At 67.2% G+C, this 24,257-nt stretch carries 23 protein-coding genes; 12 read left to right on the top strand and 11 right to left on the bottom strand.

Annotated features, from left to right (window positions below; genetic code table 11):
* Positions 1 to 22 precede the first annotated feature (22 nt).
* Together ACIBG8_RS25315 and ACIBG8_RS25310 are read left to right on the top strand one after the other, a co-directional pair.
* The gene (locus ACIBG8_RS25315; protein ID WP_397345393.1) at positions 23 to 1,684 is read left to right on the top strand and encodes a hypothetical protein; all 1,662 of its coding nucleotides are present in this window, start codon (positions 23 to 25) and stop codon (positions 1,682 to 1,684) included.
* On the top strand, positions 1,671 to 3,077 hold the full coding sequence (locus tag ACIBG8_RS25310) for a hypothetical protein (protein ID WP_397345392.1): 1,407 nt from the start codon (positions 1,671 to 1,673) through the stop codon (positions 3,075 to 3,077). Before ACIBG8_RS25315 ends, ACIBG8_RS25310 begins: the two co-directional genes overlap by 14 nt.
* Here the strand turns inward: ACIBG8_RS25310 and ACIBG8_RS25305 are convergent.
* Entirely contained in the window at positions 3,052 to 3,213 is a 162-nt protein-coding gene (locus ACIBG8_RS25305) for a hypothetical protein (protein WP_397345391.1), read from the bottom strand. The genes ACIBG8_RS25310 and ACIBG8_RS25305 overlap by 26 nt on opposite strands.
* Positions 3,214 to 3,228: 15 nt before the next feature.
* Complete coding sequence (locus ACIBG8_RS25300) at positions 3,229 to 4,374, bottom strand: acyl-CoA dehydrogenase family protein (RefSeq protein ID WP_397345390.1); 1,146 nt, start codon at positions 4,372 to 4,374, stop codon at positions 3,229 to 3,231.
* A gap of 182 nt (positions 4,375 to 4,556) precedes the next feature.
* Here ACIBG8_RS25300 and ACIBG8_RS25295 point away from each other — a divergent pair, with 182 nt between their 5' ends.
* The 6 genes from ACIBG8_RS25295 to ACIBG8_RS25270 all read left to right on the top strand — a co-directional run bounded on the left by ACIBG8_RS25295 (position 4,557) and on the right by ACIBG8_RS25270 (position 10,817).
* Positions 4,557 to 5,972, top strand: a complete 1,416-nt coding sequence (locus ACIBG8_RS25295) for a hypothetical protein (protein ID WP_397345389.1) — start codon at positions 4,557 to 4,559, stop codon at positions 5,970 to 5,972.
* The gene (locus tag ACIBG8_RS25290) at positions 5,969 to 6,748 is read left to right on the top strand and encodes a class F sortase (RefSeq protein WP_397345388.1); all 780 of its coding nucleotides are present in this window, start codon (positions 5,969 to 5,971) and stop codon (positions 6,746 to 6,748) included. Before ACIBG8_RS25295 ends, ACIBG8_RS25290 begins: the two co-directional genes overlap by 4 nt.
* 149 nt (positions 6,749 to 6,897) lie before the next feature.
* Positions 6,898 to 8,184 (top strand): hypothetical protein, encoded by a 1,287-nt coding sequence (locus tag ACIBG8_RS25285; protein WP_397345387.1) that lies wholly within the window; start codon positions 6,898 to 6,900, stop codon positions 8,182 to 8,184.
* Positions 8,181 to 8,912, top strand: coding sequence for a class F sortase (locus ACIBG8_RS25280; RefSeq protein WP_397345386.1), 732 nt, complete (start codon positions 8,181 to 8,183; stop codon positions 8,910 to 8,912). Before ACIBG8_RS25285 ends, ACIBG8_RS25280 begins: the two co-directional genes overlap by 4 nt.
* Positions 8,913 to 8,923: 11 nt before the next feature.
* Positions 8,924 to 9,613, top strand: a complete 690-nt coding sequence (locus ACIBG8_RS25275) for a hypothetical protein (protein ID WP_397345385.1) — start codon at positions 8,924 to 8,926, stop codon at positions 9,611 to 9,613.
* 58 nt (positions 9,614 to 9,671) lie between these two features.
* The gene (locus ACIBG8_RS25270) at positions 9,672 to 10,817 is read left to right on the top strand and encodes an acetyl-CoA C-acetyltransferase (RefSeq protein ID WP_397345384.1); all 1,146 of its coding nucleotides are present in this window, start codon (positions 9,672 to 9,674) and stop codon (positions 10,815 to 10,817) included.
* 346 nt (positions 10,818 to 11,163) lie between these two features.
* On the opposite strand, the gene ACIBG8_RS25265 is transcribed toward ACIBG8_RS25270, so the two are convergent.
* The 8 genes from ACIBG8_RS25265 to ACIBG8_RS25230 all read right to left on the bottom strand — a co-directional run bounded on the left by ACIBG8_RS25265 (position 11,164) and on the right by ACIBG8_RS25230 (position 18,172).
* Entirely contained in the window at positions 11,164 to 11,631 is a 468-nt protein-coding gene (locus ACIBG8_RS25265; RefSeq protein WP_397345383.1) for a hypothetical protein, read from the bottom strand.
* Between the two features lie 93 nt (positions 11,632 to 11,724).
* The gene (locus tag ACIBG8_RS25260) at positions 11,725 to 11,958 is read right to left on the bottom strand and encodes a hypothetical protein (RefSeq protein ID WP_397345382.1); all 234 of its coding nucleotides are present in this window, start codon (positions 11,956 to 11,958) and stop codon (positions 11,725 to 11,727) included.
* Positions 11,958 to 12,266 carry a hypothetical protein gene (locus tag ACIBG8_RS25255; RefSeq protein ID WP_397345381.1) on the bottom strand — a complete coding sequence of 103 codons (309 nt, stop codon included), beginning with the start codon at positions 12,264 to 12,266 and terminating at the stop codon, positions 11,958 to 11,960. Before ACIBG8_RS25255 ends, ACIBG8_RS25260 begins: the two co-directional genes overlap by 1 nt.
* 178 nt (positions 12,267 to 12,444) lie before the next feature.
* Positions 12,445 to 13,329 carry a carbohydrate ABC transporter permease gene (locus tag ACIBG8_RS25250; RefSeq protein ID WP_397346184.1) on the bottom strand — a complete coding sequence of 295 codons (885 nt, stop codon included), beginning with the start codon at positions 13,327 to 13,329 and terminating at the stop codon, positions 12,445 to 12,447.
* Positions 13,329 to 14,213 carry a carbohydrate ABC transporter permease gene (locus ACIBG8_RS25245; RefSeq protein WP_397345380.1) on the bottom strand — a complete coding sequence of 295 codons (885 nt, stop codon included), beginning with the start codon at positions 14,211 to 14,213 and terminating at the stop codon, positions 13,329 to 13,331. The genes ACIBG8_RS25250 and ACIBG8_RS25245 overlap by 1 nt, the downstream gene beginning before the upstream one ends.
* 49 nt (positions 14,214 to 14,262) lie before the next feature.
* Entirely contained in the window at positions 14,263 to 15,540 is a 1,278-nt protein-coding gene (locus ACIBG8_RS25240; protein ID WP_397345379.1) for an extracellular solute-binding protein, read from the bottom strand.
* A gap of 255 nt (positions 15,541 to 15,795) precedes the next feature.
* On the bottom strand, positions 15,796 to 17,667 hold the full coding sequence (locus tag ACIBG8_RS25235; protein ID WP_397345378.1) for an acyl-CoA dehydrogenase family protein: 1,872 nt from the start codon (positions 17,665 to 17,667) through the stop codon (positions 15,796 to 15,798).
* A 163-nt stretch (positions 17,668 to 17,830) separates the two neighbouring features.
* On the bottom strand, positions 17,831 to 18,172 hold the full coding sequence (locus ACIBG8_RS25230; RefSeq protein ID WP_397345377.1) for a winged helix-turn-helix transcriptional regulator: 342 nt from the start codon (positions 18,170 to 18,172) through the stop codon (positions 17,831 to 17,833).
* A 160-nt stretch (positions 18,173 to 18,332) separates the two neighbouring features.
* Here ACIBG8_RS25230 and ACIBG8_RS25225 point away from each other — a divergent pair, with 160 nt between their 5' ends.
* From ACIBG8_RS25225 to ACIBG8_RS25215, 3 genes are all read left to right on the top strand, one after another.
* Positions 18,333 to 19,250, top strand: a complete 918-nt coding sequence (locus ACIBG8_RS25225) for an NAD(P)H-binding protein (RefSeq protein ID WP_397345376.1) — start codon at positions 18,333 to 18,335, stop codon at positions 19,248 to 19,250.
* Between the two features lie 106 nt (positions 19,251 to 19,356).
* Complete coding sequence (locus ACIBG8_RS25220; RefSeq protein WP_397345375.1) at positions 19,357 to 20,211, top strand: hypothetical protein; 855 nt, start codon at positions 19,357 to 19,359, stop codon at positions 20,209 to 20,211.
* Entirely contained in the window at positions 20,195 to 20,776 is a 582-nt protein-coding gene (locus tag ACIBG8_RS25215; RefSeq protein WP_397345374.1) for a hypothetical protein, read from the top strand. Before ACIBG8_RS25220 ends, ACIBG8_RS25215 begins: the two co-directional genes overlap by 17 nt.
* Positions 20,777 to 21,185: 409 nt before the next feature.
* Here the strand turns inward: ACIBG8_RS25215 and ACIBG8_RS25210 are convergent, their stop codons facing one another.
* Positions 21,186 to 21,917: a class I SAM-dependent methyltransferase gene (locus tag ACIBG8_RS25210; RefSeq protein WP_397345373.1), complete on the bottom strand. Its 732-nt coding sequence runs from the start codon at positions 21,915 to 21,917 to the stop codon at positions 21,186 to 21,188.
* A gap of 134 nt (positions 21,918 to 22,051) precedes the next feature.
* Here ACIBG8_RS25210 and ACIBG8_RS25205 point away from each other — a divergent pair, with 134 nt between their 5' ends.
* Positions 22,052 to 24,256, top strand: a complete 2,205-nt coding sequence (locus tag ACIBG8_RS25205; protein ID WP_397345372.1) for an ATP-binding protein — start codon at positions 22,052 to 22,054, stop codon at positions 24,254 to 24,256.
* The last annotated feature ends 1 nt before the right edge of the window (position 24,257 follow it).

Genomic DNA, 24,257 nt, shown 5'->3' with positions numbered 1-24,257 from the left:
CATTCTCGAGGAACTGCCGATCGTGGTCCTGCTGGGTCAGCAGGGCACGGGAAAGACCGAGCTGCTCGACCGGCTCGGCGCCGACATGCAGGACAACCCCGGCCTGCTCGGCCGGGTGATGAGCGCGGTCACCAAGAAGAAGTCGGCCGCTCCCATGGCGCGCCTCGACCTCCATGACGACCCGAACCTCACGGTTGTCCGGATGGTTGAGCGCATTGCGCATGACCTGATGAGATTTCGGCGTGTCAGGACCCCGCGCGTGGTATTCGCGCTCCTCGTGCTCGCACTCGACCCGGCAGAACCCTCGGACGGCGAACTCGAGAAACAACTCGACAATTTCGTCAAAGGGAAAAGCATTCTTCCCGCGCGACTGGCCAAACTCCGCGAACTTCTCGCGCCCGTCCCCGAAGTTGGCCCCTGGGCCTCGTTCGCGCTGTCGGCCGCCGAGCAACTGGCCGGGAGCGGCAGCGTCACCGCGCTGCTGACCGGCAAGGGGCGCGGCTGGCTGGAGGACAGGATCCCGACGCGCAACATCATGGACCTGACGCGCTACCAGCTCGGGCACCGCGAACGCGTCGAGAAGATCCTCTGCTCGGCGCTGCTGGCCGACCTGGCGGACAAGTGGTCGGACCGGCGCTTCGCCTGCAACTGCCTGCTCCTGCTCGACGACGTGGACACCCCGGCCGGCCAGGCGCTCGTGGGAGCGCTCACGGCGGCCAAGTCCGGGCCGGACCCGCTCCTGGTGGTGGCCACCTCGCGGACGTGGCGCAGCCCGCCCGTCACGACGCTCGACCGGGCGAGCCACGCCGGCTGGCTCGCCGTACGGGAGAAGAGCGAGGAGCCGTGGTGCTACCCGGTGGCCATGCCCGTGCTGGCGCCCGAGGACGACGGCGGGCCGTACGGCGCTGCCGTGCACCGGATGACCGGCGGGCTGCCCCGGCCGACCGCGCTGCTCACTGCGGCGACGCGGGAGGCGATGAACGACCAGGAGTTCCGGCTGGCCGTCCTGCGCAGCGGGATCATGGACGGCCAGTTGCCCGAGGGGCTGCCGCACCTGCACCAGCTCGTCGAGTGGTCGGCCTCCATGAGCGTCACGGACGCCGAGGACTCGCCGCAGATGTCCAGGGCCAGGGCCGACGACCTGCGCGGGGAGCTGGCCGAGCAGCTGTGGCTGGTGGGCGACGCGCTGCACCCGTGGCTGCGCAGGCTCCTGCTCTGGCGGCTGGCGGGGGAGTGCCGCTGGGACGAGGTGCACGAGCGGCTGCAGTATTCCTACCTTTCCCGCGACCCCGGGGCGGTCGCCTACCACCGGCTGGCCCGCGTGGTCGTGCCCGACGAGGCCGGGCACCTGGACGAAGTGGCCGGATTCCTGGACGAGCAGTTCGACGTGCTCGACTCGCGCGGCTGGCTCGACCTGTTCGACCGGGTGACCTCGGCGCCCAACCGGTTGCCGCTCGACCAGCGGCCGGACCGGCTGCACGAGGCGCTGGTCGGGGTGCGGGGCGACCGGCTGGCCACGATCAGGGCGCTGACCGTGGACCGGTGGTTCTGGTGCGATCCGCTGCTCGATCCGTCGAGGGTGCGCTCGGACGACCTCGCCGACGGGCTCAGGGAGCTGTCCAGGCACGCCAGGAGCGAACGGTCGATCTTCAAGGAAGAGGCCAAGCGATATGCCCGTCGATAGGCCGATTTATCCGGAACGTCAGCGTCGTCGGCGCCGGTGGCGGATCGTCCTGAGCGTCCTGACGGCCTTCGTCCTGGTCGTGGGCGGCGCGGTGTTCTACACGGCGACCAGGCCGCCGGCCCTCACCGACGCGTCCGGCGTGTTCGGCGCCGACCTCGACCCGGTGATGGAGCGCATCAGGAAGGAGAACGAGCGGGTCCTGCGCGACCACCCCGACGACTACGTGACCATCGTCGTGCTGCTGCCCATGACCGGCACGCAGCCGGAGATCGCGATGAGCCGCGAGACCTTACGGCATGCGCTGGAGGGGTCCCACGTGGCGCAGGTGTGGCGCAACAAGGACAGGGCGGCTCCGCCGTACGTCAGGTTGCTGGTGGGGAGCACGGGACCGGCCGACGTGGACGCCACCGTGGCGGCGATCAGGGACCGGCAGCAGGGCGAGCACATCGTGGCCGCGGCCGGGATGGGCGCCAGCACGGCCGCGACAGCGAGCGCCATCGACCAGCTCGGGACGGACTCCTTCGCCATGGTCGGCGCGGTGATCACCTCCGACGACCTGCAGCGCAAGCCCGGCCTGGTCAGGATCGCGCCGCTCAACAGCGAGGAGGCGGCCGCGGCGCTGCGGTTCGCCAGGGAGCGGCTCGGGCCGCTGCCGAGCGTGGTGGTCAAGGACAGCAACGCCGACGACAGCTACACCAGGACGCTCACCGAGGCGTTCACCGGCGCGCTGGCCCCGGTGACCGTGCTGTCGTTCGACTCGGCGGCGAAGAATCCGGGCACCGTACTCAGCAACGTGGCCGAGTCGATCTGCAACTCCGACGCCAGGACGGTCTACTACACCGGGCGCGGGGACAACCTGCCCGAGCTGCTCAGCGGGCTGGCCAGGTTCAGCAGGTGCGTCGCGCGGGGGATCGCGGTCATCACCGGCGACGACGCCAGCGAGCTGAACCGCGCGTCGCCGAGCGCTTTATGGCAGGACGGCGGCGGTCGCATCCAGCTCTACTACACCGCCCTCGCTCACCCGGCGGACCAGGCGGCCACGGTGAAGGCGTTCAAGGACCGGTTCGGTGATGTCGACCAGAACGGCTTCCTGCGTCTCTTCCCGCGCGAACGGCTGGACGACGGTCAGGCGATCATGCATCACGACGCGCTTCTCACAGCGATCAGGGCGGTCGACAAATATGCGGGTCAACTGGGACTGCCCGGACCCGCCGAGGTCGCAGCCATGCTGCGCAGCGGGACCGCCGACTTCGACGGCGCCAGCGGGCACATCAACATCAACGCCGACGGCAACCCGATCGACAAGCGCATCCCTGTGCTGGAGCTGCATCCGGACGGCAAGGCCACCTCGACGGGGTGGCCGAAGCTCACCGAAGTGTCTGCCCCCAGATGAGCAGCATGACCAGCACGAAGACGATCACGATGCCGACGTAGCCGACCGGGCTGAGCCTGAGTGCCCGGCGCACGCGGTTGAGTCCCCAGGCGAACAGCAACGCCAGGAAAACCAGGAGGATCAGGCCGCTGTCCATGTTGTCCAGTATTGCTCAGAAGTCGAAGGAGCGGCCGATGATCTCCTTCATGATCTCGGTCGTACCGCCGTAAATGGTCTGGACGCGGCTGTCCAGCCACGCCTTGGCGACCGGGTACTCCATCATGTAGCCGTAGCCGCCGTGGAGCTGGAGGCAGCGGTCGATGACCTTGGTCTGGAGCTCGGTGGTCCACCACTTGGCCTTGGCGGCGTCCACGACGGTGAGCTGTTTGGCGTTGAGGGCGACGACGCACTTGTCGACGTAGTGACGGGCGATCTCGACCTCGGTGGCGAGCTCGGCGAGCACGAACCTCGTGTTCTGAAATTTCCCGATATTGCGGCCGAAAGCCTGTCGGGTCTTGCAGTACTCGATCGTCATGTCCAGGACGGCTTCCGCCGCTGCCACCGCCACCACCGCGATGGACAACCGCTCCTGCGGCAGGTTGTTCATCAGCTGGATGAACCCCTCGCCCTCGTTCGCCCCCAGCCGGTTGGCCACCGGGACGCGCACGTTGTCGAAGAACAGCTCGGCCGTGTCCTGCGCCTTGAGCCCGATCTTCTCCAGGTTGCGCCCGCGCTGGAACCCGTCCATGCCGCGCTCGACCACCAGCAGCGTCGTGCCCCGCGCCCCGGCCTCAGGGTCGGTCTTGGCCACCACGACGACGAGGTCGGAGTTGATGCCGTTGGTGATGAACGTCTTCTGCCCGTTGACGACGTAGTGGTCGCCGTCCCTGATGGCCGTCGTCTTGATCCCCTGCAGGTCGCTGCCCGCTCCCGGCTCGGTCATCGCGATCGCCGTGATCAGCTCGCCGGTGACGAACCCGGGCAGCCAGCGCTGCTTCTGCTCGTCGTTGGTCAGGTCCACCATGTACGGCGCGCAGACGTCGTTGTGCAGCCCCCAGCCGAGCCCGCTCGCGCCGGTCCTGATGATCTCCTCGGTGATGACGGCGTTGTAGCGGAAGTCGCTGATGCCCGCGCCGCCGTACTCCTCGGGGACGGAGAAACCGAACATCCCGACCTCGCCGGCCTTCTTCCACACCTCGCGGGGGACGATGCCGTCCTTCTCCCACTGGTCGTGGTGCGGGGCGACCTCGCGGGCCATGAACTCGCGCACGGTGTCCCGGAAGAGCAGGTGCTCTTCTTCGAAGAGGTCTCGCTGCATCTGTTGCCTCCATGATGGGGTTGCTGCTCAACAGAATACGATTCTGTTACTGATCGGTGTACCCGCTTTCGCGGAACGACACGGGTTCATCACAAGTGACGCAAGTGGCGCTTTTTCCCCACTGTTGCGGCTGTTTCGACTCTAGGATCTACCTCCGGTTTACTGTGTGATCGGAGAGTGCCGTGAGTCGATGGCGCAAGGTGGTGATCGTCTCCACCGTCGGTCTGGCGTCGGCGGTCGGACTGACGGCCCTTTCGCATACACCGGCCTCGGCGGCCCCGGCTGACCTGGTCGTCAACTACATCTGTACGGCCAGCGGCCCGGACAGCATCGTCCGGCACGGCCCGGTCAAGCTGACCACGCGGCTGAACTTCGCCACCGACCTCTTCGTCGGCGACCCGCTGAACTTCACCTGGAAGCTCGCCTACGCCGACTCCGGCCGGCTCCAGTCGCCCAACTACTTCGGCGCCAACGCCCAGGTCCACATGGTCGGCAACGTGCAGATGGTCAGCAGCTGGCAGGGCATCCTGCAGCCCAAGGGGTTCGCGGCGCAGACCACGAAGCTGCGCCCGGACAGCAACCTCACGCTGCCCACCGCGCTGACCGACCCCGGCCTGATGGACAAGGTCGGCACGATCAGGATCACCCCGAAGGACATCGAGGTCGACTTCACCCCGCCGGACGGAACTGTCGCGGCGAACGACGGCAACGAGACCGACAACCCCATCGACCTCCAGGTCGCCTACAACGGCGCGTGGACCTCGCTCGACGACCGGCCCGCCTCCGAGCACCACGTCCACAACGACCTCCACGAGACCTCGGCGCTGAACGCGAGCGCGTCGATGACCTTCGTCGGCACGGGCATCGAGTACATCGGCCCGCACGACAAGGACGCCGGCCCCGTCGACGTCTACATCGACGGCACCAAGCGCGCGACCGTCGACCCGTCACGCAACGACGACGGGCAGGTCGTGAACGACGACCTCGACGGCGGCTTCACCCTGTGGAAGTCGCCCGAGCTGGAGTACGGCCAGCACACGATCAAGGTGCAGAACACCTCGACGAAGCCCATGTGGCTCGACGCCTTCAACGTGGTCACCAACACCAACAAGGTCCCCACCGGCTACCACAGCGCCAAGTGCCAGATGGAAGGTGGCCCGGTCTCCATCGAGGTCACCGTCAAGCCGAAGCCGGGCACCACCCCCACGGCCACGCCGACGACGACCACCACGGCGACCTCGACCTCGACCGCGACGTCGACGGCCACCTCCACCAGCACCTCGACCACCCCGCCGCACAGCCAGGTCACCCCGGGCACCGATCCGCGGCACGTGAGCGTGGTCATCAAGGGCACGCCCAGCACCGCCGTACCCGTGACCACCGCGACCTCGGCCGGGCCCACCGCCACCCGGTACGTCAAGGCGCAGGTCGCCAAGACGCCCAAGGGCGGCGTCGACACCGGGGAGGCGCCCGAGCCCGGGCGTGAGCCGTACGCGCTGATGGCCGGAGGCTCGCTGCTGCTCGTCGGCAGCGCCGCCGGTGGCGGGTTGCTGCTACGACGACGCAGGGCACAGCACGCCGGAGGGGCGGACGCATGAGCGAGCAGAAGACGCTGCTGAACAGGGCGCTGCCCGGACTGCTGATCGCCGGATCGCTGGCCGGGGTCGGCGCGGTCATGGTGGGGCTGCTGTCGCTGGCGCCGCAGGTGGACGACGGGTCGAGCGGTACGGTCGCCGCAGGCGAGCCGCGTCCGGGCGTCGTCCTGGACGCCAAGAACGCCGCCGGCGCGTTCGTCCTGCCGCCGACCGTCGGGCCTGGTGGGCAGGGTGTGCCGCTGACGCCCGCCGTGCTGGACGCGCCTCCGCCGCCGGCCGCCGAGTCGGTGATCCCGGCGATCCCGCCCGCGAAGGACGCGAAGGCGCGGCCGACGCGGATCCGGATCCCGGACATCAAGGTCAACGCGCCCATCGGGTCGGTCTCCGTCGACCTGCAGGGCGTGCTCGGCACACCGCCACTGACCAAGCCGAACCTGACCGGGTGGTACCGCTTCAGCCCCGTTCCCGGCGAGGTCGGTCCCGCGGTGATCAACGGTCACGTGAACACGCGTAAGGGCGCGGCCGTATTCAACCGGCTGTCGGAGCTTTCCAAGGGCGACAAGATCTACGTCTACCGGTCGGACGGCAAGATCACCCGATTCACGGTGAGCGGGATCGAGCAGGTCAGCAAGTCGGCGTTCCCGACGTCCCGGGTGTATGGGAACACGTCGGACGCGCAGTTGCGGCTGATCACGTGTGGTGGGGTCTACAACAAGGCGGACCACTCGTACTCGGACAACATCGTGGTGTACGCGACGCTGTCGAAGAAGAAGGTGTGAGAGGTTAGGTCAGGGAAATTTGTGACAGTTTTTGCGGTTTGCAGGCGATTCTCAGGGTCAGTTCGTATGATCGCAACCTAACTGAGACCAACGGCTGGAAGTCTGGTCGCCTGTTGAACTGGTCACCTGCGCTGAAACGGAGATAGACAGTGCTGACGTCCAAGGTGTGGCGCCAACGCCTCGCCAAGAAGAGCTCGGCCTTGGGCATCGCAAGCACGCTTGTCCTCTTCGTCGGCGCCACCCTGACCACTTCCCCCGCCCACGCGGCTACGAAGCAGTTCGCCTACACGTGTTCCGGCGGGCCGTTCACGAACACCTCGATCTCGGTGGGTATCACCGCGCCCGACACGACTCCGTCGACGTCAGGCAGCACCTTCGACGCAACGTTCAATATCCCGACGCTGACCATCGCGCAGACCTCCATCCCGACAGCTGCGACTTCTGTCCAGGTGACCGGGACGCTGACGGTGACGGGCGGGACTGTCTCGGACACGGGCGTGAAGACCGGTGCGGCAGTCGCGGCTCAGGCCACCTCGGCGCCTGCGGGTGACGCGAAGTACAAGGTGGCGGTAACGACGGGGCAGACGGGCAAGGTGACGCTGAAGCCAGGTGAGCTGAAGCTGGGCCTGCTGAGTAACCCGTCGCTGGTGACCACGTGCACGACGACCTCCACCGAGACCGTGGACGTCACCATCGGCACGGGCGGTGGCACGGGGACGGTGACCGCGGTCGAGTATGTGTGCGTCACCGGCTCGGATACCGCGACCCAGCAATACGTCACGATCAACACCACGCTGACCATGCCCACCAGCGCAAAGGTCGGTGAGGCGTTCTCCATCGGCTGGACGGGCACCTACGTGGCGGGTGAGGAACTCAAGGCCCCCTCCACCGGAACCCTGGCCGCGAAGATCTTCCCGTACGCAACCCTCACCGGGATCACCGGCCTCACCTCGGCGACGGGTGAAGGCGCGACGGGCACGATCACCGCAGGGCAGATCATCCCGCTGCCCACCACATCAGTGTCGATGAAGGCCACCGCGTCCGCCGCTGGAACGGTGACGGTGAAGCCGGGCACCATCAATTTCGGCTCGACCGCAAGCACGGGCACCACTCCGGCGATCAAGTGCGAAGTCGACAACGCCAGCGAGCTCAAGACCTATACCTTCACCGTGAGCGCCGCCAACTCCACCTCCACCCCCACCGTCACGCCCACCACGCCCAAGCCCACCACCACGCGTACCGTGGTCGTGACGAAGACGCCCGTTCAGCCCAAGCCCAGCGGCAAAGTGACCAAGACGCCCAAGGCGGGGGCGGAGACCGGTGGAGGTGGGGACATGGGTCCTGACGGCCGGACGTTCATCCTCGTGGGCTCGCTGCTGATCATGGCCGCCGGCGCCGGCGGGTTGTTCCTGCGCCGCCGTACAGCCCAGCGATGACCGGACAGTACCCCTCCGACCAGGGCAGCCGCATGCTGCGGTCGGTCCTCATCCTCGCCGCGGTCGCAGGTGTCGTGACCGTCGTGGCAGGGATGCTGTTCATGGTCGCCTCCCCCGAGGAGTACGGCCTGGGCGGGCGGGATGAGCTGTCGCTGGCCGCACAGCCCGACGGGAAGCCCACCGGGCCGCCCCAGCAGGCGTTGTTCCAGGCCGCTCCCACGGTCCCGCCGCCGCTGCCCGCTGTCGTGCCCGCGCCGCCGATGCTGCCGTCCAACCCCATCCGGCTGATCATCAAGCGGCTCGGCATCAACGCCCCCATCGTCTCCGTGGGCGTCGACAAGCAGGGCGCGATCGAGACCCCGCCGATCAACAACACGAACCTGGTCGGCTGGTACAGGCACGGACCGACCGCGGGCGAGGGCGGGCCGGCGGTGATGCTCGGACACAAGGACACGACGAACCGCAGCGCCGTCTTCAGCCGCGTCGGCGAGATCCGCAACGGCGACGTCATCGAGGTCAAGCGGCGCGACGGCACGACGGCCGTGTTCACCGTCGGCGGCGTCGAGCAGGCGGGCAAGACCGCCTTCCCCACGCAGCGCGTGTACGGCGACCAGGCCAACGCTCAGCTGCACCTGATCACCTGCGGTGGCACGTACAACAGGAACACCGGGCACTACACGGACAACATCATCGTCTACGCGACGATGACGAGCTCGTATCGTTCATAAAGGAGCGCGTCATGGGCTGGATGGCGAAGCGGCGACTGCGAACTGGCCCCACGGCGGCGTTGCCCGCCAAGCCCGACCAGTCGAAGCTCCTGGAGATCCTCAAGCTGGCCGACCCGGACGCCAAGCTCGACGGCGCGGACGTCGTGGCGGCCGACGCCAGGATCCACGCGGCCGTCGAGGCCGAGCCCGACCTGGTGGGCGGCGAGTTGGAGCACGTATGGGCCTGCCGGGTGCAGGCGGAGGGCCCGCTGCCGCTCGACTACTTCGACCGTTTCCTGGCCGAGGGCGTCGCGTACAGGCTGGGCGGCCTGTCGGTCTGCCGCGGCGAGGTGACCGACCCGGCCGAGGTCGCGCGCGGGCCGATCGTCATCCTTCCGGTACGGCCGGCAGCCGACGAGCTGAAGCCGCTCCTGGGTGAGGTTGCTCACGAAGAGGGCGAGTACGGCGTGGAGACCTTCACCGGAGAGACGCTCAAAGTCGTCCTGGTCCCGCGCAAGGACACCTCGCCCATGGCCCTCACCCTGATGCCGTACGCAGCGGAGCTGACCTGCGTGGACATCCTCAGCCTCGACGGGGAGGACGACCTGCTGCTGGAGCGCGGCGCCCTGGCGCTGGCCATCGCGGACGCCTTCCAGGGCGTGGCCGTGGATCAGTGGCGCTTCAGAATCGACGCCCCCGAGGACCTTCTGCCGCCCGCGTAATGGAGCTATGTTCTGTTGTAGGCTAACCGAATATTGCTCGGTTTCACTGGGAGGCACTGTGGCAGAGGCGTACATCGTCGGGGCGGTCCGCACCCCGGTCGGTAAGAAGAAGGGTGGGCTCTCCACGGTTCACCCCACCGACCTGGCCGCTCACACGTTGAAGGCGCTGATCGAACGCACGGGCGTCGACCCCGTCGCGGTCGAGGACGTCATCATGGGCTGCGTCATGCAGTTCGGCCCGCAGAGCATGGACATCGCGCGCAACGCGTGGCTGAGCGCGGGCCTGCCGGAGACCACGGCCGGAGTCACCATCGACCGGCAGTGCGGCTCCTCGCAGCAGTCGATCCACTTCGCGGCCCAGGGCGTCATGTCCGGCACCCAGGACCTGGTCGTGGCCGCCGGCGTCGAGTCGATGAGCATCGTGCCGATGGGCTCGTCGATCACCGCCGCGCTGGAGAAGGGCATGCCGTTCCCCTTCGGCGAGATGTGGGTGGAGAGGTACGGCAAGCAGGAGATCTCCCAGTTCCGCGGCGCGGAGCTGATGTGCGAGAAGTGGGGGCTCAAGCGCGAGGAGCTCGACCAGTACGCCTACGAGAGCCACCAGCGCGCCGCCAAGGCCATCGCGAACGGCCACTTCAAGGACCAGATCGTCCCGATCAACGGGGTCGACACCGACGAGGGCCCGCGGCCTGACTCGACGCTGGAGAAGCTGGCCGGGCTCAAAGTCCTGCGCGAGGGCGGCCACATCACCGCGGCCACCAGCTCGCAGATCTCCGACGGCTCTGGCGCGCTCCTCATCGCCTCGGCCCAGGCGGTCAAGGACCACGGGCTGACCCCGCGCGCCCGGATCGTCCAGCTCGCCCTGACCGGCGACGACCCGGTCTACATGCTGACCGCGCCGATCCCGGCCACTCAGAAGGCGCTGAAGAAGGCAGGGCTGTCGATCGACGACATCGACGTCACCGAGATCAACGAGGCGTTCGCCCCGGTGCCGATGGCGTGGACCAGGGACCTGGGCGCCGACCCCGCCAAGGTCAACCCCAACGGCGGCGCGATCGCCCTGGGCCACCCGCTGGGCGGCACGGGCGCGATCCTGATGACGAAGCTCCTGCACGAGCTCGAGCGCACCGGCGGCAGGTACGGCCTGCAGACGATGTGCGAGGGCGGCGGCCAGGCGAACGTCACCATCATCGAGCGGCTCTAGAAAAGGTGGGGGGCGCCTGCCGGTGACAAGTCGGCGGCGCCCCGCACTACTCCCATCCCTAGGAGTGTCTAGCGGCCCTTGGACGGAATGCGGCGCGGCGGTGCTACGGGCCGCGTCGGTCGCTTGGGCATCTGCTGCGGAAGCGCCGGCTGACCGGGAAGGTCGCCGCGCTTCTTCTTTTTGTTACTGGCACGAATAAACAAAACAGCTCCTCTACGTAATTCACGACGCGGCCGGGGCCGGTCGGGCAAGCTCAGCTGCCGCGTCTGCACGGACATGGCGGGAAGTGGTCACCGCCGGGCAGGTTGCTGAAGCTCATTACAGGTAAAGGCGCATGTCCAAGACCTTAGGCGGCGGGCGTCAGGGCACGCAACCGATTAAAGAAGGCGTTGGACGGCGGGCTGAACATCAGCGCGACCGCGCCGAGCACGGCGTTGATGTGGATGATCCGGCTGACGGTCATGGCGAGCGTGAAAGCGTCGGCTCCCGCCAGGAATTCGGGTACGGAGTTCCCGGCGAGCAGCCACTGGATGGGCTCCATGACCAGCGAGAGCGTCCCGAAGACGCCGAGCGTGAGCGCCAGCGTGACGCGCGCCCAGTTGTGGCCCTGGCGCAGCCGTACGGCAACGAAGATCGCGCCCGCGAACACCGCGAGACGGAAGCCGAGCCCTGCGGCGATGTCGGAGAACGCGGCGCCGTTCGTGAGGGCGTGACTGACCGCGATCGAGGCCTCGAAGGCGCCTGCGGCGACGGCGGTGAACCAGAGGGTGGCGGCGGCGGTGACCGTGTTGGGAACGGCGGGGTGCGTGGACATACCAGCAGTTTGCGCTGGTGGGACGGGCTTCCACAGGCACGCGCGCACCCCAGCCCGGGGTAGGGCGCGCCGTACCCCGGGCTGGGGGTCTGCCTAGGTGTCGAGAGCGCGCAGCGCGGCCTCGACGGAGGCGTGGAAGGCGTCCACGTCGGCGTCGCGGGCGGTGGGCATGCTCAGGTCCAGCTCGACCTCACGCATGCGCTGGCCGGGACCCGCCACCAGGCGGCAGCCCCCCTCAGGCATGGCGTGGGCCGGGACCTGCTCGACCCGCTGGGTGGCGAGCACCTTGTCGTCGGCGTCCAGGATGACCACCAGGCGTTCCGCCATCAGAACCTCCCCACGGTGAAGAAGAACCGGCAGGAGCCGCTGCTCTCGTTGGCGATGGTGACCGTGTAGTAGAGGTCGATGTCGGTGAAGGTGTTGGGATCCTGGCAGGTCCGCTTCGTGATGACGCCGTGGTTGTTGCTGACGAGGTGGTGGTAGCAGTCGGGGTAGTCGTTGTAGATCTCTGGCGTGACGACGGTGGGGCCCAGGTAGGGGTGGCAGTTGTACGACCCGCTGTTGTACCAGTACTCGTAGTAGACGGTGGTGTTGCCGGAGATTGTCTGGATCCCGCCCAGACGTGAATACGGCATGCCGATTCCTCTCCTGCGCCCAGGGATTGGGGGGTCTCCGTGGCCGGAGGGACACCTGGGGCAGCTGGGACTCAGCCTAGGACTCACCCTGTGTAGTGAAAACTATCCGCAGGGTGAAAAGGGTGCTCCCGCCGCCCGGCGGTGGAGGAATACGGGCGGCGGGAGCGGGGGAATGGTCCTACTTGATGGATCCGGCGGTGAGACCGCCCACCACCTTGCGCTCGATCAGCGCGAACAGGATGATCACCGGGATCGTCGCGATGACCGATCCGGCGAAGAGGTTCTGCCAGTCCACCTGGTACTGCCCGATGAACGAGTTGAGCGCGACGGGCAGCGGCTGGTTCTCCGGCGTCGTGGTCAGGGTCAGCGCGACCACGAACTCGTTCCACGCCGCGATGAAGGTGAAGATCAGCGCCGTGATGACGCCCGGCATGGCCAGCGGCAGCGTGATGCGGAACAGCGCGCCGAACCGCCCGTTGCCGTCGATGAACGCCGCCTCCTCCAGCTCACGCGGGATCGAGGAGAAGTAGGCGTTGAGGATCCACACCGCGAACGCCAGGTTGAACCCGCCGTTGACCAGGATCAGCGACCAGATCGAGTCCACCAGACCGAACTGGAAGAACTCCCGGTAGATGCCGACGACCATCGCGGTCGGCTGGAACATCTGGGTGATCAGCACGAGGATCAGGAACGCCGTGCGCCCCTTGAAGTTGTGCCGGGCCGTGTAATAGGCCGCGGGGAGCGCCACCAGCAGCACCAGGAGCGTCGACCCGCCGGCGACCTTGAGCGTCACCCACAGGTTGCCCGCCAGGCCGCTGGACCAGAAGTTCGTGAGGTTCTCCCACACGAACTCCTTCGGCCAGAACGTCGCGTCACGCAGGGAGTCCTGCGACCGCAGCGACGTCATCAGCATGATCAGGTAGGGGAACAGGAAGATGAACGCGACCACGTAGGCGGTGCCCGCGACCAGGATCGTCTTGATCGACGGCATCCTGCGCGGCGCGAGCGACCTGGCCCTGGCGTGCGAGTGGCGCGCGGCCGGGGGAGCGGTCCTGACGGCCATCACGCCACCTCCTTGTTCCACCTGGACACCCTGAGGAAGATGGCGGTCAGCACGATGACCATGCCGAAGTTCACCACCGACATCGCAGCGGACTCACCGATGTTGGAGCCCTTGAGGATGTACATGAAGATGGTCGACGTTGCCGTCGAATAGCCGGGCTGCCCGTGCGTCATCGCCCAGATGATCGGGAAGCTGTTGAAGACGTTCATGAGGTTGATCAGCGCGGCCACGGTCAGCGCGGGGCGCAGCAGCGGCAGCGTGATCGACCAGTACGTGCGCAGCTTCGTCGCGCCGTCCATCTTGGCCGCCTCGTAGACGTCGGCCGGGATGGTGGCGAGGCCCGCCAGCAGCGCGTACGTCGTGAACGGCACGGACACGAAGACCGCGACGAAGACCAGCCACGGCATCGCCGTAGAGGCGTCACCCAGCTGGTCGGCGGAGGCGCCGCCCATGGCGTCGATCAGGCCGAGCTTGAGCCTGATCATGTTGATGACGCCGACCTCGGGGTCGAGCATCCACTTGAAGATGATCGCGGTCATGAGCACCGAGGCGGCCCACGGCGCGATGAGCGCCCATCGGGCGACCTTGCGTCCGGGAAAGCGCTGGTTGAACAGCTGGGCCAGCGCCAGCGAGATCACCACGGTGAGCGACACGACGGCCACCACCCAGATCACGCTCAGGAACATGATGTCGCCGAAGTCCTTCTCGTTGAAGAGCTTCTCGTAGTTCGCCGTGCCGTTCGGCCCCTGGACCACGCCGAACCGGCTGATCTTGAGGAACGACGACTTGACCATCTCGACGACCGGCCAGATCACGACCACGGCGATCAGCACCACCGCCGGGCCCACCCAGGCCAGGGGTTCTAGGGCGCGCAACCTTTTCATGAAGAACCTTCCAGGAGGGGGCCGGATCGCGATCCGGCCCCCGGATGGGTCAGCTGCCCTCGGCGACCTTCTGGAGCTCGCCGAGAACCTTCGCCGGGTCGTCCTTGACGGCGCCGCCGATGGTCTGCTTGATGGCCGGGTTCACCTCGGCCCACTTCGGGTCCTGGAAGGGGTAGAAGCTGGCGTTGGGAAGCGCGTCGAGGAACGGCTTGAGCTTCTCGTCGCCGGACAGCTTCGCGATGCCGCCGTTGGTCACGGGCAGCAGCTTGTAGGTGTCCACGATCTTCTTCGCCGCGTCACCGGTGTAGAAGAAGTCCATGAACTTCTTGATCTCGGCGGCGTGGCCGTTCTTGTTGAACGCCATGATCCAGTCCATGACGCCGAGCGTGGTGTCGAGCGGGCCGGTCTTGCCGGCGATCGGCACGACGCCGTAGTTCTTCAGGCCGGCGGCGTCGAAGATCGGGATGGACATGGGTCCACCGTTGACCATGCCGACCTTGCCGGCGCCGAAGTCCTCCCAGACCGTCTTGCGGTCCTTGGTGCCCGGGTTCGGCGTGGTCAGGCCCGCGTCCACGAGGCCCTTGATGTACTTGAAGGTCTCGACGTTCTGCGGGGAGTTGATCGCCCACTTGCCCGAGGCGTCCTTGTAGCCGCCGCCGTTGCCGAGGAACCACAGGAACGACTCGCCCTGCGCCTCCTCCTGGCCCAGCGGGAGGCCGAACGGCTGGGTGACGCCGGCGGCCTTCAGCTTCTCTGCCGCTGCCTTGAGCTCGTCCCAGGTCTTCGGCGGCTCGGCGATGCCGGCCTTGGCGAACAGGTCCTTGTTGTAGAACAGGGCGCGGGCCGAGGAGACGAACGGGATGCCGTAGGCGGTGCCGTCGACCTTGCCGAACTCGGCGAACTTGGCCAGCATGTCCTTCGAGGTCTCCGGGGAGAGGATCTCGTCGGACTTGTAGAGCAGGCCGTCCTTCACGAAGCCGGAGTAGTCACCGGTCTGCAGGATGTCGGGCACCTGGCCGTTCTGGACCATGGTGGCGACTTGCTTGTCGATGTCGTTCCAGTTGATGACCTGGGCTTCGACGTGGATGTTCGGGTTGGCGGCCTCGAACTCCTTGATGACGCCGTCCCAGAAGGTCTGGCCGGAGTTGGGCTTGCCGGGGCCGTCGCCGTAGTCGGCGGCCACCAGCTTGATCGTGACCTTGCCGCCGTCGGCGGCCTTTGTCGCGCCGTCACCGGTGGTGCCGGTGCCGGAACCCGAGCCGCAGCTGGACAGGACCAACATGGTGGCCAGGCCGAGAGCGGCGCCGCCCACAAGCTTGATGTTCACCGTAGATACCGCCTTCTCGTCGGACGGGTGACGCTGGTCCGTACCAGCCACCGGACCCCGTCCAAGGGGATTGGGGTGCGCGAGCCGCTGCTCAACGCGTTTGCGTCAGCGTAAGCCGGTGTTCAGGCACCGGTCTATACCGGCGGATATCGGTTTGAAAACATCAAGGCAAAGTAAACGGACTAACCGGTCTAGACCACGCAGAGTTATGTGCGCTTGAACCCCCTAGTGAACTCGTTTGCTCAGTATGCGATTTCAGGTGGTACGGACGTGTCTGCGCACGTTTTCCCCGCCATCGGGTGTGCCGATCCACGGCCCTTCGATCGACGGGTCGAGAATGCCCTCTTCGAGGAAGGTGTAGCGACCTTCCATGACATACCGCGCCAGCCGTACGTCCTGGCTGTCGCTGTTGTCCCAGAGCCTGGCGAACAGCGCCTCGACCCGAAGTCTTGCCTGCTGGCAGAAGGTGTCGGCCAGCTCGTACGGCTTGCGCCCCAGGTCGCGCGCGTCCTCCTCGGCCTTGACGCACGCCGCCGTCATGGCGAACAGCTCGGCGCCGACGTCGACGATCCTGCCGAGGAAGGCCTGCTTGTGCTCCAGCCCGCCCTGCCAGCGGGACATCCCGTAGAAGGTGGACCTGGCGAGCTTGCGACTGGTCCGCTCCACGAACCGCAGGTGCTGCGCCAGCGGGCCGAAGTCGCCGAACGAGGTCGGCAGGTTGCCGGTCCCGGCGACCAGCGAGGGCAGCCACTTGGCGTAGAAGCCGCTGGCCCGCTTGAGCGCGAGAGCCCGCTCCTTCTTCGACGATTTTTCCGGATTTATCAGCTCACCGGCCGCGCTGAGATGGGCGTCCACCGCCTCGCGGGTGATGAGCAGCCGCATGATCTCCGACGAGCCCTCGAAGATGCGGTTGATGCGCAGATCCCTGAGCACCTGCTCGGCCGGCACCCCGCGCTCGCCGCGCGCGGCCAGCGACTCGGCCGTCTCGTAGCCGCGCCCGCCCCTGATCTGGACCAGTTCGTCCGCCGCCAGCCACGCCATCTCCGACGCGTAAAGCTTGGCCAGCGCGGCCTCGATTCTGATGTCGTTGCGCTGGTCGTCGGCCATGCGCGCGGTCAGGTCGCAGACCGCCTCCAGCGCGTAGGCGGTGGCGGCGATGAAGGCGATCTTCCTGGCCACCTCCTCGTGCTCGCCGACCTTGCGCCCCCACTGCACGCGCGCGTTGCCCCACTCGCGGGCGATCTTGACGGCCCACTTGGCGCTGCCGGCGCAGGTTGCGGGCAGGCTGAGCCGTCCGGTGTTGAGGGTGGTCAGGGCGATCTTGAGCCCGTCGCCCTCCTTCCCGATGAGGTTCCTGGCGGGCACTCTGACCTGGGAGAACTCGGTCACACCGTTCTCGATGCCCCTGAGTCCCATGAAGGAGTTGCGGCGTTTGACGGTGATGCCGGGGGAGTCGGCCTCGACGACGAACGCGCTGATCTTCCTGCCGGTGCGCGCCATGACGACGAGCAGGTCGGCGATGACGCCGTTGGTGGTCCACAGCTTGACGCCGTCGAGCACGTAGTCGTCGCCGTCCCTGACGGCGGTCGTCGCCAGGCGGGCCGGATCCGACCCCACGTCCGGCTCGGTCAACAGGAACGCCGAAATTTCACCCTTCGCGCAGCGGGGGAGGAACTCCCGTTTCTGCTCCTCCGTACCGAACTGCTTGAGCGGCTGCGGCACCCCGATCGACTGGTGCGCCGACAGCAGGGTCGCCAGGGCGGGGCAGTAGGAGCCGACGAGCATGAGGGCGCGGCAGTAGTAGAGGTAGGGGAGCCCGAGCCCGCCGTAGTCCTCGCCGATCGTGATCCCGAACGAGCCCAGCTCGGCCATGCCCTTGATGACGTCGTCGGGGATCTGCGCCTCACGCTCGATGAGGGCGGGATCGACGTGTCCGTCCAGGTACCGCCTGAGTGCCCTGATGTACTCCTCGCCGCGCTTGGTGGCCTCGTCGGGGAGCGGGGGGACGGGGTGGACCAGGTCTAACCTGAAGTCTCCGAGGAAGAGCTGTTTTGCGAAGCTCGGGCGGGACCATTCCTTCTCTCGGGCTTCCTCGCCGAGCTCTCGTGCCTTGGCGTAATCGCTCATCACGACCTCCCGCCGACGCTACGCCCCTACGGGTCTCCCCACAAGCAAGACGATCTTGTACGGCAAGGCCGGGGGACGCCCAGTCGCCGACCGTGGCTGGGCTCCGTCCAGGGACACGGCCGACCAGCGTGACGCTGACCCGCCGCAACGCCGCTCGCGCTCGTCAGATCTGTTGTTCTGCATCGGGAACGTCGTGGTCGAGGTCCCATCGGGTCCGGGCGACGGCGATGGCGGCCTTGTGATCGCGAGACCAGTCGGCCAACCCCCGGATGGTCTCCGCCAGGCTGACCCCCATAGCCGTGAGCCGATAGTCCACCTGCGGCGGAACGGTCGGATAAGCGGTCCGCTCGACCAGCCCGTCCCGGCAGAGCCGCTTGGTGGTCAACGTCAGCATCCGCTGCGAGATCCCCGGAATCGCCCGCTCCAGCTCCCGAAACCGATGCACCCCCTTGGCGAGCTGCACGACGACGAGCACCGTCCACCGATCGCCCAGCCGATCGAGCACATCCCGGATCCCACAGTCCTCCTCATCAGCACAAACGCTGCTGAGCTGGGAACTTACGGCCGTGTTCGTGACTGACACGAGAGTGCCTCCTTACGCGCTCCCCCATCAGGGGCGAATGCTGGGACCTGTTTCCCACCAGAGCAACGCAAGGAACCCCCTGATGATTCTCGTAACCGGCGTTTCCGGCCAACTAGGCAGCCTGATCCTGAAGGGCCTCTCCCGGATCGACGGCCTGGAAGTGACACCAGGCACCCGCTCCGCCGACATCGGCACAGCGCGGAGGATCGACTTCGACGACCCCGCCACTCTGGCCGAGGGTTTCGCAGGCGTGGACGTGCTGGTCTTCGTCTCAGCCGGGTACGCCGAGGACGACGTGGTGATCGCCCGGCACGGCGCGGTGGCCGACGCCGCCGAAGCCGCAGGCGTCCGGCACGTGATCTACACCAGTCTTGCCGGATCCGGCGACCTGATGACGATCGCCCTCCCACACCGCTGGACCGAAGCCCGCCTGGCCGCCGGGCCGTACGACGTGACCATCCTCCGCAACGGCCTCTACACCGAGGTCCCCGTGGGCCTGGCGACCGCAGGCGCCGCGTCGGCGGCAACCACAGGCGTGTTCGCCGCCCCCTTCGGCACGGGACGCGTGTCAGTGGTGGCCAGGGAAGACCTGGCAGACGTGGCAGTGCGAGTAGCCACAGAAACCCACCAGGACCTGACGTCCGGAGCGCGAAGCCGCCACGCGGGCAAGACGTACGAACTGGAAGGCGTCACAGCGATCGGCGGCCCAGAAATCGCCAAGATCCTCACCGAGACTCTCAACCAGGAGATCACGTACCAGTCGGTGTCGCTGTCCGACACCCGGGAAGCCTTGTCGGTAAGCGGCCTGGAGCCGTACCAGATCACCCACACCATCTCCCTGTTCTCCAACCTGAAGGCCGGCCTCCTGGAAGCAAGGACCACCGACCTGACCACCCTCCTGCCAACAGCCCCCCGGCCTGTCCACCCTCATATCGCAGCAGCCGTAGCAGCAGGCGGCTACCACTCCCAGTCAGTAACCACCCACCCAACCCCAGCCTGATCGCCCCCCGGTGGAGGGTAGGCCCCACCTCCCGACCGCTCATCGGTTACCCAATTTGTTCGAACTCTCGGTCATGATTCGCTCGCACTGTGTAATGTTCCGAGCCATGGTCACCCCCCGCCATGAAGGTCTAACCAAGATCACAACCCTCGACCTGGGCCATACCGCCCAGATGCTGCAAGAGCTCTTCGACCTACCCCTGAACCCATCGCGCGGCGCCAGTCTGATCTCCTGCGGCCTGTCCGAGTGCATACCGACCGAGTACCGCGCCGACGCCGCACTCCTCTATGGGCCCCGCGACGCCAAGCTGGGAGTGGTCATCGAGGTTCAGCTGAAAAAGGACGTTCGGAAGCATGAGTCATGGCTGGCCTACATCGCCAACCTGAGGGCCCGCGACCACTGTGGCGTCTGCCTGGTCGTCATCTGCCCAGACCAGACAACCGCGAGATGGGCCCGGAAACCGATCGAGACAGGCCATCCCGGGCTGGTTCTTACTCCGTTGGTGATCGGACCAGACAACACACCAGTGATCACCGACGTAGCCGAGGCAGTGGGCAACATAGGCCTGGCCGCCGTGTCAGCGATCACACACGGCAAACACCCGCAGATCAAGACGATCCTGGCAGTGCTGGCGAAGGCCCTGGACAGCATCGATCGAGAGATGGCTCAAGAGTACGCTGATTGTGTCATCGTGGCGCTTGACGGCGACGCGCAGGAGGAGATGAAGCGGATGATGGCCGCAAAGTCATACCTGTACCAGAGCGACTACGCCCAGAAGCTGCGCGCCGAAGGCAGGGCCGAAGGCGAGGCGGAGGCGATCTTGATGGTCCTTGACGCTCGCCGGGTGCTGCTCTCCGAGGGCGACCGCGACCGCATCCGTTCGTGTACGGACCTCGCGGTCCTCGACGAGTGGGTACGCCGGGCCATAGTCGTGGAGTCTGCCGATGACCTGTTCGCCTGAGTCGGCGAAGAGGGCGCGTGAGACCACCGAGCTGCAGGAGAACCCAGGCCCGTACGCATACCAGATTCTCTACGCCGAGAAACTGATCGCCCGAGGAAGGTTCGAGGGCTCGGCCAAGGGCGAGATTGAGGGCAAGATCAAGGCGATCTTGAGGGTTCTGGACGTTCGCCGGATGCGGCTCTCCGAGGCCGACCGTGACCGTATCCGTTCGTGCATGGACATCGAGGTGCTCGACGAATGGATGCGCAGGGCCCCAGTCGCGAGGTCGCGCGATGCCCTGTTCGCCCGCCTAGCGGAGGCGAAGTCGGCCGAGAAATCGATGGCCGGGCACTTGTGGATGCATCAGGGTGCGTATGCTCTGCATCTGGTTGCCCTGGGCATGGCCGAAAGCCTGGGCGAGGTGGCGGCCAAGGTTGAGGTGATTCTCAGGGCCCTCGACGGTCGCGAAGTAGAGCTTTCCGAGGCCGATCGTGACCGCGTCCGCTCGTGTACCAACGTCGCCGTGCTGGACGGCTGGTTGAGGAACGCCGCATATGCGAACTCTCGTGATGACGTGTTCGCTTGAGTCCGTCGCCACCTGCCCCGATCGTGTGATGACTCGCTAGGGGCATCCAGCGCTCGCCCTCCAAGCGCCCAGAATCTCTCGCGTCATACAGCGGGTGGGGAATCCCTACGCTCACTCCGGGGAGCGCACAAATGGGCTCCTTTGGGGCTGTGGTCAGCCGGTAAGTGCAATATGCAGCCACTCTGCATCCCTCGCCCAGCGCAGCGGGTGGGCCGAAGAGGCCCAACCTGGGAAGCGCGCACGGGTGGGTGGGGGTCCGGGGGCTTGCCCTCGGCTGGGGGTCTTGGGGGGCTCGGCCCCCCAATAAGGGGAGCCCGGAGCCAATTCGCGCGAAGCGCCACCAAGCGAAGGCCCATGCCCGCGAGGCCCAAGCCCTCAAAAGAGACCTAAGCCCCAAATCCTAAAAATCCTACGAAGGTACTCGGGCGACGCAGAAGACGGTCTGGCCGAAAGGCGGGGTGATGAAGCGTTCGATCAGGCGCGTAGCAGGCACCACCGTGCGGTCGTAGATCTTGACCAGCTTCGGGTCCGGGTAACCCACCCCGCCCCGCCGTACCGCCGCCCACCACGCGATCCCGCCAAGGAAGTTGATCGGCTTCAGGACCTCGATGTCCAGCCCAGCCTTGGCCACCGTAGAACGCAGCGTCTTCGGCGTGTACCGCTGCACGTGCCCGACCTTCTTGTCGAAGTCCCCGTAAAGCTGCATGTAGCCCGGAACCCAGATGATGATCCGCCCCCCAGGCAGCGTCACCCGCGCCAGCGACCGCAACGCCTCGGCATCTTCCTCGATGTGCTCCAGGACGTTCATCATCACGACCGTGTCGACCTTGTCCTCCAACGGAATGTCCGTCGGCAGGCCGAACTGCAGCACGTCGATGTCGTCGCGCCCCTCGAACCGCTTCTCCAGCTGCGAGACGCAGTAAGGGTCGAAGTCGCTCACCACGAGCCGGTCGAGCCGCGGCAGGAACTGCTCGGCGAAGTGACCGAGCCCCGAGCCGATCTCCAACATGGAACGGCCCACGTGCGGAGCGACCATGTCGAACTCGTACTGCCGATAGTTCTTGGCCTCGTCCCCACCAAGGTGGTTCTCCAGGGCCTCGTCACCGGCCGCCGGTTGCACTACACGGTCATACCCGGACATAGGACCTTTCCTTAACGTGTGGGAACCTAGAAACCGCGAGTCTAGTGCCCTCACCATAATGACGTTCACGTCATGAGGGGATCTCATCAAATGCCGCTCCGGAGCGCATTCCTAGGGTTACCATGCGTTCACTTATGCTCCCCACAGAACTGACCACGTTCGTCGGCCGAACCGCCGAGTTGAAAGAGATCAAGAGCCTGCTCGGCAAGGCCAGGCTCGTCACGTTGACGGGCGTCGGCGGCGTGGGTAAGACCAGGCTGGCCGTACGCGTGGCCACTCTCGTGCGCAGAGCGTTCCCTGACGGCGTACACCTCGTGGAACTGTCGGGCCTCGAAGATCCCGACCTGCTCAGCCGCGCCGTGGTCGACGCCCTGCACGTGGCCGACCAGACCACCAGGAGCCCGGAAGAGGTCCTGATCGCTCACCTGGAGGGCAAGCGCCTGCTGCTCGTCCTCGACGGTGTCGAGCACGTGGTCGACGCCTGCGCCGGGCTGGTCGAGGCGCTGCTCAAGGCGTCGTCCGGCCTGCGGGTCATGGTCGCGGGACGGCAGGCGCTGGAGATCGACGGCGAATACCTGGTCACCGTCCAGCCGATGTCCACGCCAGACGCGGTCGAGCTGTTCCTGGCCCGCGCCGAGGCCGCCACCGGCGATCCAGCGGCGGCGGGCGACGACGCCAAGCTGGTCGAACGGCTCGTCGAGCGGCTCGACCTGATCCCGCTCGCGATCGAACTGGCCGCCGTGCAGTTACGCGCGCTCGCCATCGAGGAGGTCATGCGCCGCCTCGACGACCGCTTCCGCCTGCTCGACCGCGGCCTGCGCTCCAGCCTGACCCGCCACCAGACGCTCAGGGCCGCCATCGGCTGGAGCCACGAGCTGTGCACCCCGCCCGAGCGGCTGCTCTGGGCCAGGCTCGCAGTGTTCCGCGGCTGCTTCACCCTCGAAGGCGCAGAAGCGGTGTGCTCCGACGAGCACCTTCCGGCCGACGACATCCTCGACCACGTCAGAGCCCTGGTCGACAAGTCGATCGTGATCAGGGAGGACACCGGCGACGGCGTGAAATACCGCCTGCTCGACACCGTCCGCGAGTACGGCGCCGAATGGCTGGAACGGCTGGGCGAGAACAACAGGGCCCTGCGCTCCAGACACAAGGACTTCTACCTGCACCTGGCCCGCGCCAACGAGGCGGCCTGGCTGGGCAAACAGCAAGAGACCATCTCCGTACGCACCAGAGCAGAGCTGGACAACCTTCGCGTCGCCTTCGAGCAGTGCGACCCCGTCGAGCGCCTCGAACTGGCCGCCACGCTGTGGTTCTTCTGGGTCGGCTGCGGCCAGCTCAACGAGGGACACCACTGGCTGATGCGCGCGATCAACGCGGGCACCGGCTGGTCCCCGGCCAGGATGAAGGCGCTCTGGGTGGCCGGATACGTCTGCGTCCTGCTGGGCGAGCCGGACCGCGCGACGGAGCTGCTGCGCGAGTGCCACAGGTACGGCGACGCGGAGGCGGCGGCGCGAGCCGTACACCGCCTGGGGTGCGTGTCGTTCCTGGGCGACAAGCACGACAGGGCGGTGCCGCTGTTCCGCGACGCGCTGGAGCGCTACGAGCGGCTCGGCCTGGTCGACTGCCACGTGCTCATGGCGAAGGTCGAGCTGGGGATGGCGCTCACGTTCAGCGGCGACCCGAGCGCCTGCGTACGGCTGTGCGCGGAGGTGCGGGCGGAATGCACCGAGGCCGGCGAGGTCTGGGTGCTGTCCTACGTCGACTACGTCGAGGCCTACGCCGCCTGGTCGACCGGCGACCGGGAGGCGGCGACCGCCCTGGTGCGCGAGTCGCTGCGGGTGAGCCACCTGTTCAACGACCTCATCGGCATGGTCCTCGCGGTGGAGCTGGTCGCGCTGATGGTCGCCGAGGACGGCGAGCACGAGAACGCGGCCATGCTGCAGGGCGCGGCCGCCAGGATCTGGCGCTCGGTCGGGCCGCAGCTGTTCGACTCCACCTACTTCAACGCCTCGCACGACATCTGCGCGAAGCGAGCGACCGACGCGCTCGGCCGCAGGGCCTACACCGCCGCGCACGCCAGGGGGCAGCGGCTCACGGTCGGCGAGATCGTGGCGCGCGCGACCGGTGGCACGGCGGCGAGCAGGCAGTCTCCGGTCAGCCGCCGCGAGTGGCAGGTCGCCGAGCTGGTGGCGGAGGGACTGTCCAACAAGGAGATCGCCGAGAAACTCGTCGTCTCCAAGCGCACGGCTGACGCGCACGTGGGCCACATCCTGGCCAAGCTGGGGTTCGCCTCACGCGCGCAGATCGCGGCCTGGGTGATCGAGCGCCGAGGTGCATAGA

The organism is Nonomuraea sp. NPDC050556, assembly GCF_044457355.1.
Classification (GTDB): Bacteria; Actinomycetota; Actinomycetes; order Streptosporangiales; family Streptosporangiaceae; genus Nonomuraea.
This window is presented reverse-complemented; position numbering and strand designations above follow the sequence as displayed.

Bases quoted from the DNA above. Each gene is read 5' to 3' on its own strand.
- ACIBG8_RS25310 (WP_397345392.1), top strand. From the start codon at position 1,671: ATGCCCGTCGATAGGCCGATTTATCCGGAACGTCAGCGTCGTCGGCGC.
- ACIBG8_RS25305 (WP_397345391.1), bottom strand. From the start codon at position 3,213: ATGGACAGCGGCCTGATCCTCCTGGTTTTCCTGGCGTTGCTGTTCGCC.
- ACIBG8_RS25300 (WP_397345390.1), bottom strand. From the start codon at position 4,374: ATGCAGCGAGACCTCTTCGAAGAAGAGCACCTGCTCTTCCGGGACACC.
- ACIBG8_RS25290 (WP_397345388.1), top strand. From the start codon at position 5,969: ATGAGCGAGCAGAAGACGCTGCTGAACAGGGCGCTGCCCGGACTGCTG.
- ACIBG8_RS25280 (WP_397345386.1), top strand. From the start codon at position 8,181: ATGACCGGACAGTACCCCTCCGACCAGGGCAGCCGCATGCTGCGGTCG.
- ACIBG8_RS25275 (WP_397345385.1), top strand. From the start codon at position 8,924: ATGGGCTGGATGGCGAAGCGGCGACTGCGAACTGGCCCCACGGCGGCG.
- ACIBG8_RS25265 (WP_397345383.1), bottom strand. From the start codon at position 11,631: ATGTCCACGCACCCCGCCGTTCCCAACACGGTCACCGCCGCCGCCACC.
- ACIBG8_RS25260 (WP_397345382.1), bottom strand. From the start codon at position 11,958: ATGGCGGAACGCCTGGTGGTCATCCTGGACGCCGACGACAAGGTGCTC.
- ACIBG8_RS25255 (WP_397345381.1), bottom strand. From the start codon at position 12,266: ATGCCGTATTCACGTCTGGGCGGGATCCAGACAATCTCCGGCAACACC.
- ACIBG8_RS25250 (WP_397346184.1), bottom strand. From the start codon at position 13,329: ATGGCCGTCAGGACCGCTCCCCCGGCCGCGCGCCACTCGCACGCCAGG.
- ACIBG8_RS25245 (WP_397345380.1), bottom strand. From the start codon at position 14,213: ATGAAAAGGTTGCGCGCCCTAGAACCCCTGGCCTGGGTGGGCCCGGCG.
- ACIBG8_RS25235 (WP_397345378.1), bottom strand. From the start codon at position 17,667: ATGAGCGATTACGCCAAGGCACGAGAGCTCGGCGAGGAAGCCCGAGAG.
- ACIBG8_RS25225 (WP_397345376.1), top strand. From the start codon at position 18,333: ATGATTCTCGTAACCGGCGTTTCCGGCCAACTAGGCAGCCTGATCCTG.
- ACIBG8_RS25220 (WP_397345375.1), top strand. From the start codon at position 19,357: ATGGTCACCCCCCGCCATGAAGGTCTAACCAAGATCACAACCCTCGAC.
- ACIBG8_RS25215 (WP_397345374.1), top strand. From the start codon at position 20,195: ATGACCTGTTCGCCTGAGTCGGCGAAGAGGGCGCGTGAGACCACCGAG.
- ACIBG8_RS25210 (WP_397345373.1), bottom strand. From the start codon at position 21,917: ATGTCCGGGTATGACCGTGTAGTGCAACCGGCGGCCGGTGACGAGGCC.
- ACIBG8_RS25205 (WP_397345372.1), top strand. From the start codon at position 22,052: ATGCTCCCCACAGAACTGACCACGTTCGTCGGCCGAACCGCCGAGTTG.